Origin of the sequence: Salipiger sp. PrR007, from assembly GCF_010499845.1 — a bacterium.
GTDB lineage: Bacteria > Pseudomonadota > Alphaproteobacteria > Rhodobacterales > Rhodobacteraceae > Salipiger > Salipiger pacificus_A.
In genome coordinates this window covers 42147-57630 of the sequence record NZ_JAAGOZ010000031.1, presented here as the reverse complement: position 1 = coordinate 57630, position 15484 = coordinate 42147, and the positions used below count along the sequence as shown (strand labels likewise).

Here is a 15484-nt window from a genome sequence, read left to right as displayed (position 1 = left end):
CGCGAGGTGAGCTTCGTCATCGAAGGCCCGCGCGCCGCCGAGCTGATGACCATCGGATGCGCCCGCGACATCGACGCCATCCCGGTCGGCTCCGCCCGCCGCACGCTCTTCGACGGCGCCACCGTGATCCTCTGGCGCGACGCCGAGACCCGCTTCCGCATCGACGTGTGGAACAGCTTCGCCCCGCACCTGCTCCACCTCTTGCAGGTCGGAGCACGCGAACTTGCCGCTGAAACTCTCTGACCTGAAGGGATAATCCCATGTTCAACAGACTGCCCAAGGGCGGCATTTCGGATGCCGCTATCGCCACCGCCGTCGCCGCGGAACTGACCCGTCAGCAAAGCCAGATCGAGCTCATCGCTTCGGAGAACATCGTCTCTGCGAACGTCCTGGCGGCGCAAGGCTCGGTGCTGACCAACAAGTACGCCGAAGGCTATCCCGGCAAGCGCTACTACGGCGGCTGCGAGCACGTGGATACGGTCGAGCAGATTGCCATCGACCGCCTCAAGCAGCTCTTCGGCGCGGAATACGTCAACGTCCAGCCGCACTCCGGCGCGCAGGCCAACCAGGCGGTGTTCCTCGCGCTGCTCGAGCCGGGCGACCGGATCATGGGGCTGTCGCTGGCCCATGGCGGCCACCTGACGCACGGCTCGCCGGTCACCATGTCGGGCAAATGGTTCGACGTGGTCTCTTACGAGGTCGATGCAGACAGCCACCTGATCGACATGGAGAAGGTGCGCGAAAAGGCGCTGGAGACCAGGCCCAAGCTGATCGTGGCGGGCGCCTCGGCCTATCCCCGCCGGATCGACTTCGAGGGCTTCCGCAAGATCGCCGACGAGGTCGGCGCCTACCTGATGGTCGACATGGCGCATTACGCCGGGCTGATCGCCGGCGGCACGTATCCGAACCCGGTGCCCCATGCCCATGTCGCGACCTCGACCACCCACAAGACCCTGCGCGGCCCGCGCGGCGGTGTCATCCTCACCAACGACGAGGCGCTGGCGAAGAAGCTCAACTCCGCCGTCTTCCCCGGCAACCAGGGCGGCCCGCTGATGCATGTGATCGCCGCCAAGGCGGTGGCCTTCGGCGAGGCGCTGCAGCCGGAATTTGCCGACTATGCCGGTCAGGTCATCGAGAACGCCAAGGCGCTGGCCGACGTGCTGATGGTCGGCGGGCTGGGCATCGTCTCGGGCGGCACCGACAGCCACATGGTGCTGGTCGACCTGCAGCCCAAGGGGGTGACCGGCAAGGCCGCCGAGATCGCGCTCGAGCGGGCAGGGCTGACCTGCAACAAGAACGCGATCCCCAATGATCCGCAGAAGCCCTTCGTGACCTCGGGCATCCGGCTCGGCACCTCGGCGGGCACCACGCGCGGCTTCCGCGAGGCCGAGTTCGAGCTGATCGGCGGGCTGATCCTGCGGGTCATCGACGCCTTGGCGCAGGACCCCGAGGGGAACGCCGAGGTCGAGGCCATGGTGCGGGCGGAAGTGCAGGCGCTCTGCGACGACTTCCCGATCTACGCGACCACGGCCTGATCGCAGGCAAAGGCTCCTGTCCCGCCCGCACGTTCGGGCGGGGCCAATGAACGCAACCTCAAGCGCCCGGGCCCGTTTCCGGGCCGATGCTCAAACAGAGTCCAACAGACATGTCCAAGATCATCCTCACCGTTGCCTGCCCCGTCCGCTCTGGCGTCGTGGCCGCGATCTCCACCTATCTCGCCGAGCGGGGCTGCAACATCCATGACAGCTCGCAGTTCTCGGACATCGAGAATGACCGTTTCTTCATGCGCCTCAGTTTCGTGTCGGAGCAGGGGGTGACGCAGGAGGCGCTGAGCGACGGCTTTACCGAGATCGCCGCACGGCTGGGGGCCGACTTCGCCTTCCACGACCCGTCGGAGAAGATGAAGGTGGTGATCATGGTCAGCCGCTTCGGACACTGCCTGAACGATCTGCTCTACCGTTGGCGGATCGGCGCGTTGCCGGTGGACATCGTGGCGGTCATCTCCAACCACATGGACTATCAGAAGGTGGTGGTGAACCATGACCTGCCGTTCCACTGCATCAAGGTGACCAAGCAGAACAAGCCCGAGGCCGAAGCCGCGATCCTGCGCGTGGTCGAGGATACGGGCGCGGATCTGATCATCCTCGCCCGCTACATGCAAATCCTGTCGGACGAGATGTGCCGCAAGATGTCGGGCCGTATCATCAACATCCACCACTCCTTCCTGCCCAGCTTCAAGGGCGCGAACCCTTACAAGCAGGCCTTCGAGCGCGGTGTGAAGCTGATCGGCGCAACCTCGCACTACGTGACCGCCGATCTCGACGAGGGGCCGATCATCGAGCAGGACACGATCCGCGTGACGCATGCCCAGAGCGCCGACGACTACGTCAGCCTGGGCCGCGACGTCGAGAGCCAGGTGCTCGCACGCGCCATTCACGCGCATATTCACCGCCGGGTCTTCCTCAATGGCGACAAGACCGTCGTCTTCCCGGCAAGCCCCGGGGAGCATGCATCGGAACGGATGGGCTGAGGTTCCGCCTCAGCCCCCCGCGCGACGTGAGGGGCGGCGGCGGGAGTCCACAGTTCATGTGTCCGCATGCCGGGCGTCTTGCAGCACGTCGAAAAGCCTGGCCGCTCACGTCGGTTTTGCAGTTTTCCTGCCCTGCGAACCCGCCTAGGTTCGGCGGCGACGGAGGGACCCGATGACCAAGCTGCTGAGCCTCAATGATTTCGAAGCCCCGGCGCGGCGGCGCCTGCCGCGGCCGCTGTTCGGCTATATTTCCGGTGGCACCGAGACCACCGCCGCGCGGGCCGACAATCGCGCGGTGTTTTCGGAGTACCGGCTGGTGCCCCGCGTGCTGCGCGGCGTCGAAGGGCGCAGCCTGATGCATCCTCTGTTCGGCCGCGAGTGGCAGGCGCCTTTCGGGATCGCCCCCATGGGAATCGCTGCGCTCATGGCGCTGGACGGAGATGTGGCGATGGCCCGGGCCGCGGCGGCCGAAGGTATTCCCTACATTCTCAGTGGCTCGTCGCTGACCCCGCTCGAGCGGGTGCGTGAGGCCAATCCGCAAGGCTGGTTCCAGGCCTATCTGCCCGGCGAAGACGACCGTATCCGCGCCCTGATCGAGCGGGTCCGCAAGGCGGGTCACGAGACGCTGGTGCTCACCGCGGACACCGCGGTGCTGGCCAACCGCGAGAACAACATTCGCTCCGGCTTCTCGACGCCTTTGAGGGTCACCCCAAGGCTGCTCTGGGACTTTGGTCTGCACCCCCGCTGGGTTTTCGGCACCTTCCTGCGCGGCCTGATGACGCGCGGAATGCCGCATTTCGAGAATTCCTTTGCCGAACGGGGCGCGCCGATCGTGTCGCAGCGCGCTGCACGTGACTTCGGACGCAAGGATCATCTGAACTGGCAGCACGTCGCGCGGATCCGCGATCTGTGGAAGGGGCGGCTGCTGATCAAGGGACTGCTCTCGCCGCTCGATGTGGCCGAGGCGCGCAAGCTCGGCTGCGACGGGGTCATCCTGTCCAATCACGGCGGGCGGCAGCTGGACTACGCGATCAGCGGCGTGCGTGCGCTATCGGTGGCCCGCGAGGAGGCGGGCAGCATGGCCCTCATGGTCGACGGCGGCATCCGGCGCGGCACCGACGTGGTCAAGGCGCTGGCTCTGGGCGCGGATTTCGTCTGGGTCGGGCGGCCGATGCTCTATGGCGCGGTCATCGCAGGCGAGGCCGGCGTGACCAAGGCCATCGGCATCCTGAAGCGGGAGTTGCACCGCGACATAGGGCTGCTGGGGCTCATGTCGCCAAGCGAGCTTTCCGGCGCCGTGCTGGCGCCAGCGCGACAAGCTCACTGACGACCCGGCCACGTCTGGCCGGGCAGGGTGGTGCGGTGGGCGGCGTTCTTTTCGGAATGATCCGCTAGCCCCCCTGTGGCGGCACAATGATCGCGGCGCGCGGCGAGACCCTGCGCGCGACAAGTCCAATGCGCCGCATCTTGCCGTCGGCCCGACCGACGATGGCGCATGCCGAGCGTCTCCGCCGTGCACCAAGGTTGCGCATATTCGAACGGGACTTGAAGGCGCCGTCGCCGAGGAACTTGATGCCGGTGCTGTCCAGCAGCAGGTTCGCGAGACCCGGAGCGCGACGGGCAGAAAGCTGGATGGCAATCGTCTCTTGGCGATGGGAGAGCGCGCCCGCGCCCTCCCGCGTGGCGTGTCAGGCGCCGGGGTTCACTTCGCTCAGATCCACCGCGCGTCCCTCTATCATCGAGCGCTGCGCGGCGAGGCCCATGAGGACCGCCCACTTGCCATCCTGAAGCGAGACCTCGGGCGCGTTGCGCTCGCCGCGCACCAACTCGAGGAACCCGCGATGCTGGTAGAAGGTCGAGCCGTTGTGGTCCCCGGCCTCGAGGATCGTCGGATCGACGGGGATCTCGCGCACCTCGGGACCCTTCGGCTCGCGCGGCGAGACGATGACCTGCGGCACCGGCGGCGCGCCCAGATGCGCCGGCCAGAAGCGGCCCGGCCCCGGCACCAGCGCCTCGATCTTACCCTTGGGCCCGACCGCCGAGATCTCTTCCTGGTAGCGCGAGCCCTCGGCGAACATGCACAGCTCGAGCATGGCGCGCACGCCGCTCTCGAATTCGACCATCACGTAGCCATGGTCGAAGATGTCCGGCGTCTCGCCGGCGTAGGTCTCTTCAAGATGGTTGGCCGCCTGACCGCCCATCGCCATCACGCGCACAGGATCGGATTTCAACGTAAGCCGCATGAGGTCGAAGAAATGGCAGCACTTCTCGACAAAGGTGCCGCCGGTGTAGCGGTTGAAGCGGTTCCAGTCGCCGACCTTCTCGAGGAAGGGGAGGCGGTGCTCGCGGATGGTCAGCATCTTTACGCCGCCGGTGGCCGCCTCGGCCTCTTCCAGCAGTTTCGCGACGGGCGGCATGTAGCGGTATTCCATCGCCACCCAGACCGGCGCGGGGTAGCTTTCGGCAAAAGCGTCGATGGCAGCGGCATGGTCCGGATCAGTGAAGAGCGGCTTTTCCACCAGGACGGGCAGGGGGCGCTTGCCGGCGATGGCTTGCAGCTGCTCCACATGGCGGAAATTGGGGCTGGCGATGAGCAGGCAGTCGATCTCGGTCACCTCCAGCAGCGCCTCGATGCTGTCCACGAAACGCGCGTTTGGGGCGAACTGCCGGGCATGGGCGCGCATCTCGGCGTCGGGCTCGAAAATTGCGCCGACGGCGGTGTTTTCCAGCAGCGCGATGTTGCGCAGATGCTCCTGTCCCATCATGCCGCAGCCGATGATGCCGTAGGTGATGGTCCGGGTCTCGCTGCGCGCGAGGGTCTGGGTCGTCATAGGGAAATCCTCCTCCCTTCAGATGAGGCGCTGGACGTAAAGCGCCTTTTGCGTGTCATACCAGGTGCGCGAGAACTCGACCGCCTCGCTGCCCTGCGCCCAGGACAGGCGCTCGATGAAGGCGGTGGTGGTGCCGGGTTCCAGCGGAAAGGCCTCGGGGGCCCAGTCCGGGACCTGCCCGATCCCCACGCGGTCCTCGGCGCGGGTGATCCAGAGCTGCAGGGCGCGCTTGTAGGTCAGGTACAGCGAATCCTGCACCATCTCGCGCGGGACCTTGCCCGCGCCGCCGTCGAGCCAGATCTCCTCGACCGCGATGATGACGTCGTCGAGATAGCGTAGGCGGCGGAAGCGGGTGCCGTGGTCGGACGTGCCATAGGCAGGCTGCTGCGCATCCTTGGGCAGATAGTCGGCCGAAAGAATATCGGCAGTAGGCAAGCCGCCGCCGCCACGTGCGTGTTCGAGCCGGAACATCGAGTAGACCGAATCAACCTCGCCACTGGCCCGCACGTAGTTGCCGGAGCCCTGCCGGCGCTCCAGAAGCCCCTTTTTCTCTAGCTCCGACAGGGCTTTGCGCAAGGTCCGTACGGTTGTCCCATGCGCCTTCGCGAAGTCGCGCTCGGGCGGCAGCTTCTGGCCGTCGACCAGCCGGCCAGCGGCGATGTCGCGGATCACCAGCTCGCTGATCTGCATGTAGATCGGCAGCGCATCGGGCCGGTGAAGGGAATTCCTTTTTTTTTCCTGCATGTTTCCGCCTCCCCCTGCGGATGCTGCGAACGAAAAAATTGATACACCATTGATCTACATCAAGGACGCGGGTAGTGAAAGGGAAAGTTCGGAGGTTTTCAGGGAGGAAAACATGACGGTCGTACCCGTTACATCCGCCGATCTCGACGCGGTCGAGGTGGCCTGGTTCTCGGCGCTCTGCTCGGATGACTACCAGTTCCTCGGCGTGCCCGACGGCGACCTGCGCTCGTCGTGGGACCATTGCTCGGAAATCGTGAAGACCGCCGAGGCGCAGGGCTTCGGCAACATCCTGTGTCCTTCGTCCTATCAAGTGGGGCAGGACACGCTCAGCTTCGTGGCGGGCTGCGCGCCGATCACCAGCGCGATCAACCTTCTGGCTGCCGTGCGCTGCGGCGAGATGCAGCCGATCATGCTGGCGCGCACCATCGCGACGCTCGATCACATGCTGCAGGGGCGGCTGACGGTGAACATCATCTCGTCCGACTTCCCCGGCGAGAAGGCCGACAGCCAGTTCCGCTACCAGCGCTCGCGCGAGGTGGTCGAGATCCTCAAGCAGGCGTGGAACCGCGACGAGATCAACTACGAGGGCGAGGTCTACAACTTCACCGGCCTCACCACTGATCCCGCCAAGCCCTACCAGCAGGGCGGGCCGATGCTGTATTTCGGCGGCTATTCGCCCGCCGCGCTCGATCTTTGCGGTCAGCATTGCGACGTCTACCTGATGTGGCCGGAAAAGACCGAGGACATCGCGGACCGCATGAAAGCTGCCAATGCTGCCGCCGAGAAATACGGGCGGACGCTCGACTATGGCTTCCGAAGCCATGTCATCGTCCGCGACACCGAGGCCGAGGCCAAGGAGTACGCCCGCTATATCGCCAGCAAGCTCGACGACGAGCTGGGGCAGGCAATCCGCGAACGGGCGCTCGACGCGGGCAGCCTCGGCGTCAGCCACCAGGCGCGCAATCGCGAGCTTGCCGACCTCGAGGGCTATATCGAGCCCAACCTCTGGACCGGCATTGGCCGGGCGCGCTCGGGCTGCGGCGCGGCCATCGTCGGATCGACCGACCAGGTGCTGAGCAAGCTCGAGGAACTGCAGAAGATGGGCATCCGGGCCTTTGTCCTGTCGGGCTACCCGCACGTCGAGGAGGCCGAGCACTTCGGCTCGCGCGTGCTGCCGCAGCTCAAGACCTGCCAGCTCAACCAGGCCTGGGGCCGGGTCCCGCAAACCCTTCCGAAGACGCCGCTCGGCGCAGGAGATCGCCGCTGATGGATACTCGCAACGACTTCACCCTCGATCGCGTGAACATGGCCGAGGGGCTCAGCTTCTCGAGGCTGGTCTACGGCATGTGGCGCATCGGCGATGACACCGACACCTCGGTGGGTCACGTGCGCGCCAAGATCGACGCCTGCCTCGCGCAGGGGATCACCACGCTCGACCAGGCCGACATCTACGGCGAGTACACCGCCGAGGCGGTGCTGGGGCAGGCGTTCAAGGCCGACCCCGCGCTCCGCCAGAAGGTGGAAGTGGTCACTAAGTGCGATATCGTCGCGCCCTGCGGCAAATACGCCGATGTGGCCTGCAAGCATTACGACACCTCGAAGGCCCACATCGAGGCGTCGGTCGAAAGCTCGCTGCGCGATCTCGGCACCGATTATATCGACCTGCTGCTGATCCACCGCCCCGATCCGCTGATGGACCACGAGGAAACCGGCGCGGCGCTCGACGGGCTGGTGAAGGCGGGCAAGATCCGCGCCGCCGGCGTGTCGAACTTCCGGCCGTGGGATGTCGAGCTGCTGCAGAGCGCGATGGACACCAAGCTGGCCACCAACCAGATCGAGATCTCGCTGGCCCGCGTCGATCCCTTCACCGATGGCGATCTGGCGTTCCACCAGCGCCGCAAGGATCCGGTGATGGCTTGGTCGCCGCTTGGCGGCGGCAGCCTGATGACCGGCGAGAGCGAGCTGACCCGCCGCATGGACGCGATGGCCGGAGACTTCGGCGTCGACCGCGCGGCCATCGCCGTGGCCTTCCTTCTGCGTCATCCGGCGACGATCCTGCCGGTGCTGGGCACCAACTCGCTGGAGCGCATCGCGAAAATCTCGGACGCCCGCAAGGTCGCGCTGAGCCGCGTGCAGTGGTTCCAGCTCTACGAGGCGGCGCTCGGCCGCGAGGTGGCCTGATGCAGATGGCGCAGCCCCATAGCTTCGTGCCCGACCCGGGCAACGGGCGGGCGCTGCGCGATGCCTTCGGGCTTTTTGCCACGGGGGTGACCATCGTCACCGCCTGCGGCCCCGAGGGTTGCGCCGCGATCACCGCCAACAGCTTCTCGTCGGTCTCGATGGAGCCGCCGCTGGTGCTCTGGTCGCCGGCGCGCAGCTCCAGCCGCTTCGACCTGTTTGCCGGGGCCGAGCATTACGCCATCCACGTGCTCGCCGCCGACCAGCAGGATCTGGCGTGGGCCGTTGCCAAGGACGGCGCTGCGCTCATAGGCGCGGCGCTCGAGCAGAACGCAGACGGCGTGCCGGTGCTCGAGCGCTGCCTTGCGCGCTTCGACTGCCGCCGCCACGCCGTGCACGAGGCAGGCGATCACGCGATCGTCGTCGGCGAGGTCTTGCGCGCCACCATGCAACAGGGCGATCCGCTGGCTTTCTTCGCCGGGCGGGTCGCGCGGCTCGACATCAACTGACGGCACGCCGACGCCCTGGAGGAGGGCGCGGCATGACGGGGAGGAGAGAATGGTGCTACTCGACGGGCTGATCCGGCCCCTGTCCTGGGTCAACGACCACCTTCTGAAAGTCGGTCGCGGCATCGGTGTCGTGGCCATCGCGGTGATGGTGGCGGTGACCCTCGTGCAGGTGTTCTGCCGCTACGTGCTGGGCAACGCGCTGCCCTGGCCGGACGAGGCCGCGCGTTTCTGCATGCTTTGGATGACCGGGCTCATGGCGCCGACTGCCTTTCGCCGGGGTGGGTTCGTGGCGATCGACATCCTGCCTTCGCTCCTGCCGCGCCGCCCGGCGAGCCTGCTCAACCTCGTGTTGCTGACAGTCAGCCTGATGGTTCTGATCATCGCGCTGCAGATCGGCTGGAAGGAAGTCACCGGGCTCGGCGGGCGCTTCGCCTCGGCCTCGCTCTACATTCCCACGGCCTTTGATTTCAGCGAGTGGCACCGCGTGCCGCGCAGCTGGATGATGGCCTCGATCCTCGTGGGCATGGCGCTGCTGGTACTGGTCAACATCGAGCTGATCCTGCGCAACCTGGCCGAGCTCTGCTCGGGGCGGGCGCTGGACATTGTGCCTCAGGCGAACACGCAGGGAGCCGAATGACATGCTGATCTGGTTCCTTCCGCTCTTCCTCGTCTTCCTGATGATCGGCTTGCCGGTATTCTTCGGCCTGCTCGCCGCGCCGGGCATCCTGCTGTTCCTCAACGGGCAGGAGCGCGATCTGACGCTGCTCTACCGCAACCTCTACAACGGCATGGACAGCTTCCCGCTGATGGCGATCCCCTTCTTCATGCTGGCGGGCGAGATCATGAACCGTGGCGGCATCACGCACCGCCTCGTGGAATTCAGCCAGGCCTTCATGGGGCATCTGCGCGGCGGGCTGGCGCATGTGAACGTGATGTCCTCGATGCTCTTTGCCGGGCTCTCGGGCTCGGCGGTGGCAGACACATCGGCGCTCGGCTCGATGCTGATCCCGGCGATGGAGAAGCAGGGCTACACCCGCCGCTTTGCCGCCGCGATCACCGCTGCAAGCTCGGTGATCGGGCCGATCATCCCGCCCTCGGGGATCATGATCATCTACGCCTATGTCATGGGCGAGAGCGTCGCCGCGCTCTTCCTTGCCGGGCTGGTGCCCGGGGTGCTGGTCGGCGTCGGGCTGATGCTGCTCATCAAGGTCATGGCCAACCGCTACGACTTCCCCGTCGCCTCGCGCAAATACAGCTGGGGCGAACGCGGGCAAGCGAGCCTCAAGGCCTTCTTCCCGCTGCTGACGCCGGTCATCATCCTCGGCGGCATCCTCGCGGGCGTCTTCACCCCGACCGAGGCGGCGGCGGCGGCGGTGTTCTACGCGCTCTTCATCAGCCTCTTCGTGCTGAAGACGCTGCGCTTTGCCGAGCTGCCCGATGTGCTGGGCCGGGCCGGGCTGACCTCGGCGGTGGTGCTGCTGCTGGTCGGTGCGGCGATGTCGTTCAAGACCGTGGTGTCGCTCTCGCACGCGCCGCAGCAGATGGCCGACTTCATCCTGTCGCTGACAGAGAACCCGCTGCTGCTGCTGTTCCTGATCAACCTGCTGCTCTTTGCGGTGGGCATGTTCCTCGATGCGGGGCCAGCGATCATCATCCTTGGCCCGATCCTCGGCCCGGTGTTCACCGGCATGGGCGTCGACTCGGTGCATTTCGCCATCATCATGTGCGTGAACCTGACCGTGGGGCTGGCGACGCCGCCCATGGGGCTGGTGCTCTTCGTTGCCTCGGCCGTGTCGGGCGAGCGGGTGACGACCATTGCCCGCGCCATTCTGCCATTCCTCGCGGTCGAGATCGCGGTGATCTTCCTGATCACCTATTTCCCCGCGATTTCCATGACGATCCCGCGACTGACCGGGTTCGCGAATTAAGAAAATCCAGAGCTATCAGGGAGGATAACATGCTCAGGAAGACCCTTACGCTGGCGGCATCGCTGGCCCTTACCACGGCCCTCGCCATTCCGGCGATGGCGCAGGATTACACCATCCGTGCGGTCGCCAACTCGAACGAGAACGACGAGGATTACGACGGCCTGCAGGTCTTCAAGTCCTACGTCGAGAGCGCCTCGAACGGCGCCATCGGGGTCGAGATCTACATCGGCACGCAGCTCTGCTCGAACGGGGCGGAATGCCTGCAGGGCGTCGCCGATGGCTCGATCGACGTCTACATCTCGACCTCCGGCGGCGCGGCGGGGCTGTTCCCCTACGTGCAGGTGCTCGATCTGCCCTACCTGATGCAGGACGACCGGGTCGCCGAGAAGGTGCTTTCTGGCGATTTCACCCGCACCATGCGCTCGATGGCGCTGGAGGACTCGGGCGGCATGATCCGCCTGATGACCATCGGCAACACCGGAGGCTGGCGCAACTTCGCCAACACCAAGCAGCGCGTGCAGACGCCCGGGGATCTCAAGGGCATGAAGATCCGGACCGTGGTCGCCGACCTGCCGCAGGAACTGGTGCGCGCGCTGGATGCCGCGCCGACGCCGATCCCCTGGCCCGAGCTCTTCACCTCGCTGCAGACCGGCGTGGTCGAGGGCACGAAGAACGGCATCACCGACATCATGTCGATGAAGTTCCCCGAGGCCGGGCTGCAATATGTCACGCTCGACGGCCACGCCTACATGGGCGCGCTCTGGTGGATGTCGAACGAGAAATTCCTGGCCCTGCCCGAGGACATGCGCCGCGTGGTGGTCGACGGGTTCTACCAGCTCCAGCAGGCGACCTTCGCGTCGCCCAAGCGCAAGTCGATTCCGGCCTACAAGGAATTCACCGACGGCGGCGGCGATCTCTACGTGCCGACGCCCGAAGAGAAGCAAGCCTTCGCCGAGGCCGCGCAGCCGGTCTACGAGTGGTTCACTGCAAACGTCGAGGGCGGGGAGGAGATCTTCAACGCCATGCAGGCGGCGGTGCAGACCGCGACGGAAGAGCTTGACGCCGAGCGCGCCAGCGACATCCAGTAAACCCTTGCGGGCGCGTCCTTTTCAAGGGGCGCGCCCGCCGCGGCACGGGCCTCCGGGCCCGGCCCAAGACAAATCCAGAGCACACCGAGGACAGGACATGAGCGCCCTTACCGCCACCCTTTCGGACCCCCGTCGCATCATCGCACGGGCCAAGGCCCTCGCGCCCGGCACGGCGCTGGCGATCGTGCTGGCGATGGCGGCGCAGTTCCTGTCGAACCACTACGGCGCGCCGGTCATGCTCATGGCGATCCTGCTCGGCATCCCGTTCCATTTCCTGTCCGAGCATGAAAACACCGGTCCCGGCATCTCCTTCGCCGCGAAGGGGCTGCTGCGGATCGGTGTGGCACTGCTCGGACTGCGGGTCTCGCTCGACATGGTGCGGCAGATCGGCTGGGGCTTCGTGCTGATCATCGCGCTCTGCGTGGCGGTGACCATCCTCGCCTCGATCCTGTTGTCGCGCTTTGTCGGCAAGGACCGCGCCTTCGGCTTTCTGACTGGCGGCTCGGTGGCGATCTGCGGCGCCTCGGCGGCGATGGCGATCTCGTCGATCCTCCCGCAGCGCGAGACCGCAGAGCGGGATCTCTCGTTCACCGTGATCTCGGTCACCGCCTTTTCCACGGTGGCGATGATCGTCTACCCTATCCTTGCCGAGGCGCTGGGGCTCGACCAGCACCTGACCGGCCTTTTCCTCGGCGGCACGATCCACGACGTGGCGCAGGTGGTGGGAGCGGGCTACTCGGTTTCGGACGAGACCGGCGACATTGCCACGGTGGTCAAGCTGATCCGCGTGACCATGCTGGCCCCGGTGGTGCTGATCGGCGCGCTGGCCATGCGCCGCCACGTGCCCGCGACCGAGGCACGCCCGCCGCTGCTGCCAGCCTTCGTCGCGGCCTTTCTCGTGCTGGCGGCGCTCAATTCCTTCCACCTCGTCCCCGAGGCGGTGATCGCCCCCGCCTCGACCCTGTCGCGCGCGTTGCTGGTGACCGCCGTGGCCGCGGTTGGCATGAAGACCTCGCTGGCCAAGCTCGCCGACGTGGGCGGCACGGCAATCGCCATGCTGGCGGTGCAGACCGCGGCGCTCGCGGCGCTGGTGCTGATTCCGCTCATGCTCGGGCTGGTCTGAGCGGGACCGCTTGAGTTGGAGCGGGGGGCGGCCTGACGTCCTTCGGTCAGCCGGCTCTACGCCGCGCGGCGTGGGGCCGAATGTCGCAGACGATCCGCCTCCCGGTCCTGTCGGAGGGCATGGCGTTTTCGCCCGCATCGAGCGCGCGGCTGAGGGTGGGGGGAGTTCCTCCATAGGCGCCATCGGCGACGATCAGCTCTCGACCATGGGCAGCGAGAGGGGCATTCTGCCGCGGTTTGCACATCCTCGCGGGACTTTACGCCTGGGCGGTCACCGAGGTCCGGGCTGAGCGGCGCGTGTGCCAGCCGGTCCCGAAGCGCGCCAGTCGCCAGCGCCCTGTGCCGCTGCCCGAGTTCTGCCTGCGCTTGGCTTGACGGTGCCGCTCCTGCCGATCAGATGGCCGCGCTTCGTTTTCACGAATAGACTGATCCCAAACGGTATCGCGAGGCTCGCCATCGAAAACCCCACACGCCTTCTCGCCCGGCTTCGCTTTCGCCAGGTCCGCTGCTTTCTCGAAGTCGCGCAGCGCGGCAGCTTCATGGCTGCCGCAGATGTGCTGGGGCTGACCCAGCCTGCCGTCTCGCGCTCGATCCGCGAGCTCGAGACAACGCTTGATGTCACGCTCTTCGACCGCTCGCAGCGCGGCGCTGTGCTGACAGTGCATGGCCGCAAGCTCTTCGATGCCGCAGAGGCCGCCATGGCGCTGCTGACCGAGGGGCTGCAGGCGACACAGGGCATGGGCGGCAGCCGCGAACTCTTGCGCATCGGCGCGCTGCCCAACGTCTGCGGGCTGACGCTTCCGGGGATCGTCGATGATTTCCAGCAGCTCTACCCGCACACCACGGTGCGCGTCGTCTCGGGCTCCAACTCGGAGCTGCTGGCGCGGCTGCGGCAAGGGGCGCTCGACGTGGTGATCGGGCGGCTGTCGGATTCCACCGCCATGCACGGGTTGAGCTTCCAGCATCTTTACGACGAGTCGATCGTCTTCGCGGTGGGCAGCGCGCATCCGCTCGCGCAGCCCGGGGCGCGGGTCGATCTGGGCACGCTGCTGGAAGAGCCCATGCTGGCGCCAATCCCCGGCACGATCATCCGGCAGGAGCTGGAGCGCTTTTTGGTCAAGAGCGGCTTTGTCGCCCCCGACTTCGCCATCGAGTCCATCGACGCGGGGTTCAACATCAAGACCATCCGCGCCGCGACCCACGTGGTGGTGACGGTCGAGGCGCTTGTCGCGGACGCCAGCGCCGCGGGCGAGGTGGTGATCCTGCCGATCTCGGACGAGACGCTGAAGGGGCCGGTCGGGCTGACGACGGTGCCGGGCACGCAGGAGGGTCCGGCGCTGCGGACCTTGCTGACCATGGTCCGCGAGCGCCTCTCCCGCGCACCCATTCATACCGAAATTGGTATGTAACGGGCCGAGAAGGAATAGGTCATTCCCTCACGCATGATATAGTCTCGGGCCGCAGAGGAGAAATCCGAACCGGAGGAGAGCGGATGTTCAAGACCCTGAAATTCATGACCGTGGCAGCGATGCTTGCGGGCGCCAGCCTGCCCGTCAGCGCCGAGACGCTGGGTATCGAGGGCGGCGGCAGCGCCTCGCTCACCGGCATTGTGCCGCAAACCTGGGCGCAGTTCACCACGGACGCGGGCTATGATCTGCAGGTTTCGCTCGGTCAGGTGCTGACCCGCTCGGTGATGAAAGTTGGCGCCGGCCAGCTCGATCTGGCCGTGGTTCCGCCACCTGCCTATGGCGCGATGAAGCGCGGCGTTGGCCCCTACGAGAAGACCGCCGAGCAGGCGCAGGCCTTCGCCGGCAACATGCGCATGCTGTTCACCTTCCCGGGCGGCTCGTTCCACCCAATCGTCTGGGCCGACAGCGGCATCGAGAGCTGGGACGACATCAAGGGCAAGCGCGTCTACGTTGGCCCGCCCGCCGGCGCCGCCGCCAACCAGGCCCGCGGCATGGTGCGCGAGGCCACGGGCGGCTTCGAGGATGGCGGCGACTATGAAGGCATCCGCCTGCCGTGGGAAGCCTCGAGCCAGGCCTTTCAGGACGGGCAGTTCGACATGTTCATCATGTCCGCCGCCGTCGGCCAGCAATCGGTGCAAGAGCTGAGCCTGCAGCGCGAGATCCGAGTGCTCGGCGTGCCGGACGAGGTGGTCGCCAGCGACGGTTGGGCCGACTATCTCGCCGATCAGGCGGTGCGCACCGATGTCGTGCCGGCCGGCACCTACCAGGGCCAGGTGAATGGCGATGCCGACCAGAACATCATGGTGACGGTGATGATGATGGGCGCCAACAAGGACCTCTCGGACGAGGCGGCCTATGCGCTCACCAAGTCGTTCTTCGACAACCTCGACGCCATGAAGTCGTCCAACGCCTTGCTTGCGCGGCTGAACACCGACGAGCCCTTTGCCGGTGCCAACATGCCGCTGCACCCGGGCGCGGCGCGCTACTACGAGGAACAGGGCATCACCATCCCGGACGCGCTCAAGCCCGAATGACCCGCCCCCCCGGCGGACCGCCGGACCAGTTGAACCTTCCCCGGCCTGCGC

Annotated in this window: 14 protein-coding genes and 2 pseudogenes; 13 read left to right on the top strand and 3 right to left on the bottom strand. The window is 66.6% G+C overall.

What is annotated here, in order from left to right; translation table 11 throughout:
- From G0Q01_RS14965 to G0Q01_RS14950, 4 genes and pseudogenes are all read left to right on the top strand, one after another.
- A pseudogene (locus G0Q01_RS14965) lies at window positions 1-243 on the top strand (sarcosine oxidase subunit gamma); the annotation flags it as partial.
- Between the two features lie 17 nt (window positions 244-260).
- Window positions 261-1535 carry a serine hydroxymethyltransferase gene (gene glyA / locus G0Q01_RS14960; RefSeq protein ID WP_164192331.1) on the top strand — a complete coding sequence of 425 codons (1275 nt, stop codon included), beginning with the start codon at window positions 261-263 and terminating at the stop codon, window positions 1533-1535.
- 110 nt (window positions 1536-1645) lie between these two features.
- Complete coding sequence (purU, locus tag G0Q01_RS14955; protein WP_164192328.1) at window positions 1646-2530, top strand: formyltetrahydrofolate deformylase; 885 nt, start codon at window positions 1646-1648, stop codon at window positions 2528-2530.
- A gap of 172 nt (window positions 2531-2702) precedes the next feature.
- Entirely contained in the window at window positions 2703-3857 is a 1155-nt protein-coding gene (locus G0Q01_RS14950) for an alpha-hydroxy acid oxidase (protein WP_164192324.1), read from the top strand.
- 219 nt (window positions 3858-4076) lie between these two features.
- Here the strand turns inward: G0Q01_RS14950 and G0Q01_RS26865 are convergent.
- The 3 genes and pseudogenes from G0Q01_RS26865 to G0Q01_RS14940 all read right to left on the bottom strand — a co-directional run.
- A pseudogene (locus tag G0Q01_RS26865) lies at window positions 4077-4191 on the bottom strand (IS5/IS1182 family transposase); the annotation flags it as partial.
- Between the two features lie 27 nt (window positions 4192-4218).
- Window positions 4219-5361, bottom strand: coding sequence for a Gfo/Idh/MocA family protein (locus G0Q01_RS14945; RefSeq protein ID WP_164213597.1), 1143 nt, complete (start codon window positions 5359-5361; stop codon window positions 4219-4221).
- Between the two features lie 18 nt (window positions 5362-5379).
- Window positions 5380-6105, bottom strand: coding sequence for a GntR family transcriptional regulator (locus G0Q01_RS14940; protein ID WP_164192316.1), 726 nt, complete (start codon window positions 6103-6105; stop codon window positions 5380-5382).
- A 112-nt stretch (window positions 6106-6217) separates the two neighbouring features.
- Between G0Q01_RS14940 and G0Q01_RS14935 the strand changes: the two genes are divergently transcribed.
- The 9 genes from G0Q01_RS14935 to G0Q01_RS14895 all read left to right on the top strand — a co-directional run bounded on the left by G0Q01_RS14935 (window position 6218) and on the right by G0Q01_RS14895 (window position 15433).
- Window positions 6218-7372, top strand: coding sequence for an LLM class flavin-dependent oxidoreductase (locus G0Q01_RS14935; RefSeq protein WP_164192313.1), 1155 nt, complete (start codon window positions 6218-6220; stop codon window positions 7370-7372).
- Window positions 7372-8286, top strand: a complete 915-nt coding sequence (locus G0Q01_RS14930) for an aldo/keto reductase family oxidoreductase (RefSeq protein WP_164192309.1) — start codon at window positions 7372-7374, stop codon at window positions 8284-8286. The genes G0Q01_RS14935 and G0Q01_RS14930 overlap by 1 nt, the downstream gene beginning before the upstream one ends.
- A gap of 5 nt (window positions 8287-8291) precedes the next feature.
- Complete coding sequence (locus G0Q01_RS14925; RefSeq protein WP_164192305.1) at window positions 8292-8792, top strand: flavin reductase family protein; 501 nt, start codon at window positions 8292-8294, stop codon at window positions 8790-8792.
- Window positions 8793-8841: 49 nt separating this feature from the next.
- A complete protein-coding gene (locus G0Q01_RS14920; protein ID WP_108968811.1) occupies window positions 8842-9429 on the top strand; it encodes a TRAP transporter small permease in 588 nt (195 codons plus the stop codon).
- A gap of 1 nt (window position 9430) precedes the next feature.
- Window positions 9431-10720 (top strand): TRAP transporter large permease, encoded by a 1290-nt coding sequence (locus G0Q01_RS14915; RefSeq protein ID WP_164213596.1) that lies wholly within the window; start codon window positions 9431-9433, stop codon window positions 10718-10720.
- Between the two features lie 29 nt (window positions 10721-10749).
- Complete coding sequence (gene dctP, locus G0Q01_RS14910) at window positions 10750-11808, top strand: TRAP transporter substrate-binding protein DctP (RefSeq protein ID WP_164213595.1); 1059 nt, start codon at window positions 10750-10752, stop codon at window positions 11806-11808.
- Window positions 11809-11905: 97 nt separating this feature from the next.
- Window positions 11906-12931, top strand: a complete 1026-nt coding sequence (locus G0Q01_RS14905; protein WP_164213594.1) for a YeiH family protein — start codon at window positions 11906-11908, stop codon at window positions 12929-12931.
- A 298-nt stretch (window positions 12932-13229) separates the two neighbouring features.
- Window positions 13230-14339: a LysR substrate-binding domain-containing protein gene (locus G0Q01_RS14900; RefSeq protein WP_370457205.1), complete on the top strand. Its 1110-nt coding sequence runs from the start codon at window positions 13230-13232 to the stop codon at window positions 14337-14339.
- An 83-nt stretch (window positions 14340-14422) separates the two neighbouring features.
- A complete protein-coding gene (locus tag G0Q01_RS14895) occupies window positions 14423-15433 on the top strand; it encodes a TAXI family TRAP transporter solute-binding subunit (protein ID WP_164213593.1) in 1011 nt (336 codons plus the stop codon).
- Window positions 15434-15484 lie beyond the last annotated feature (51 nt).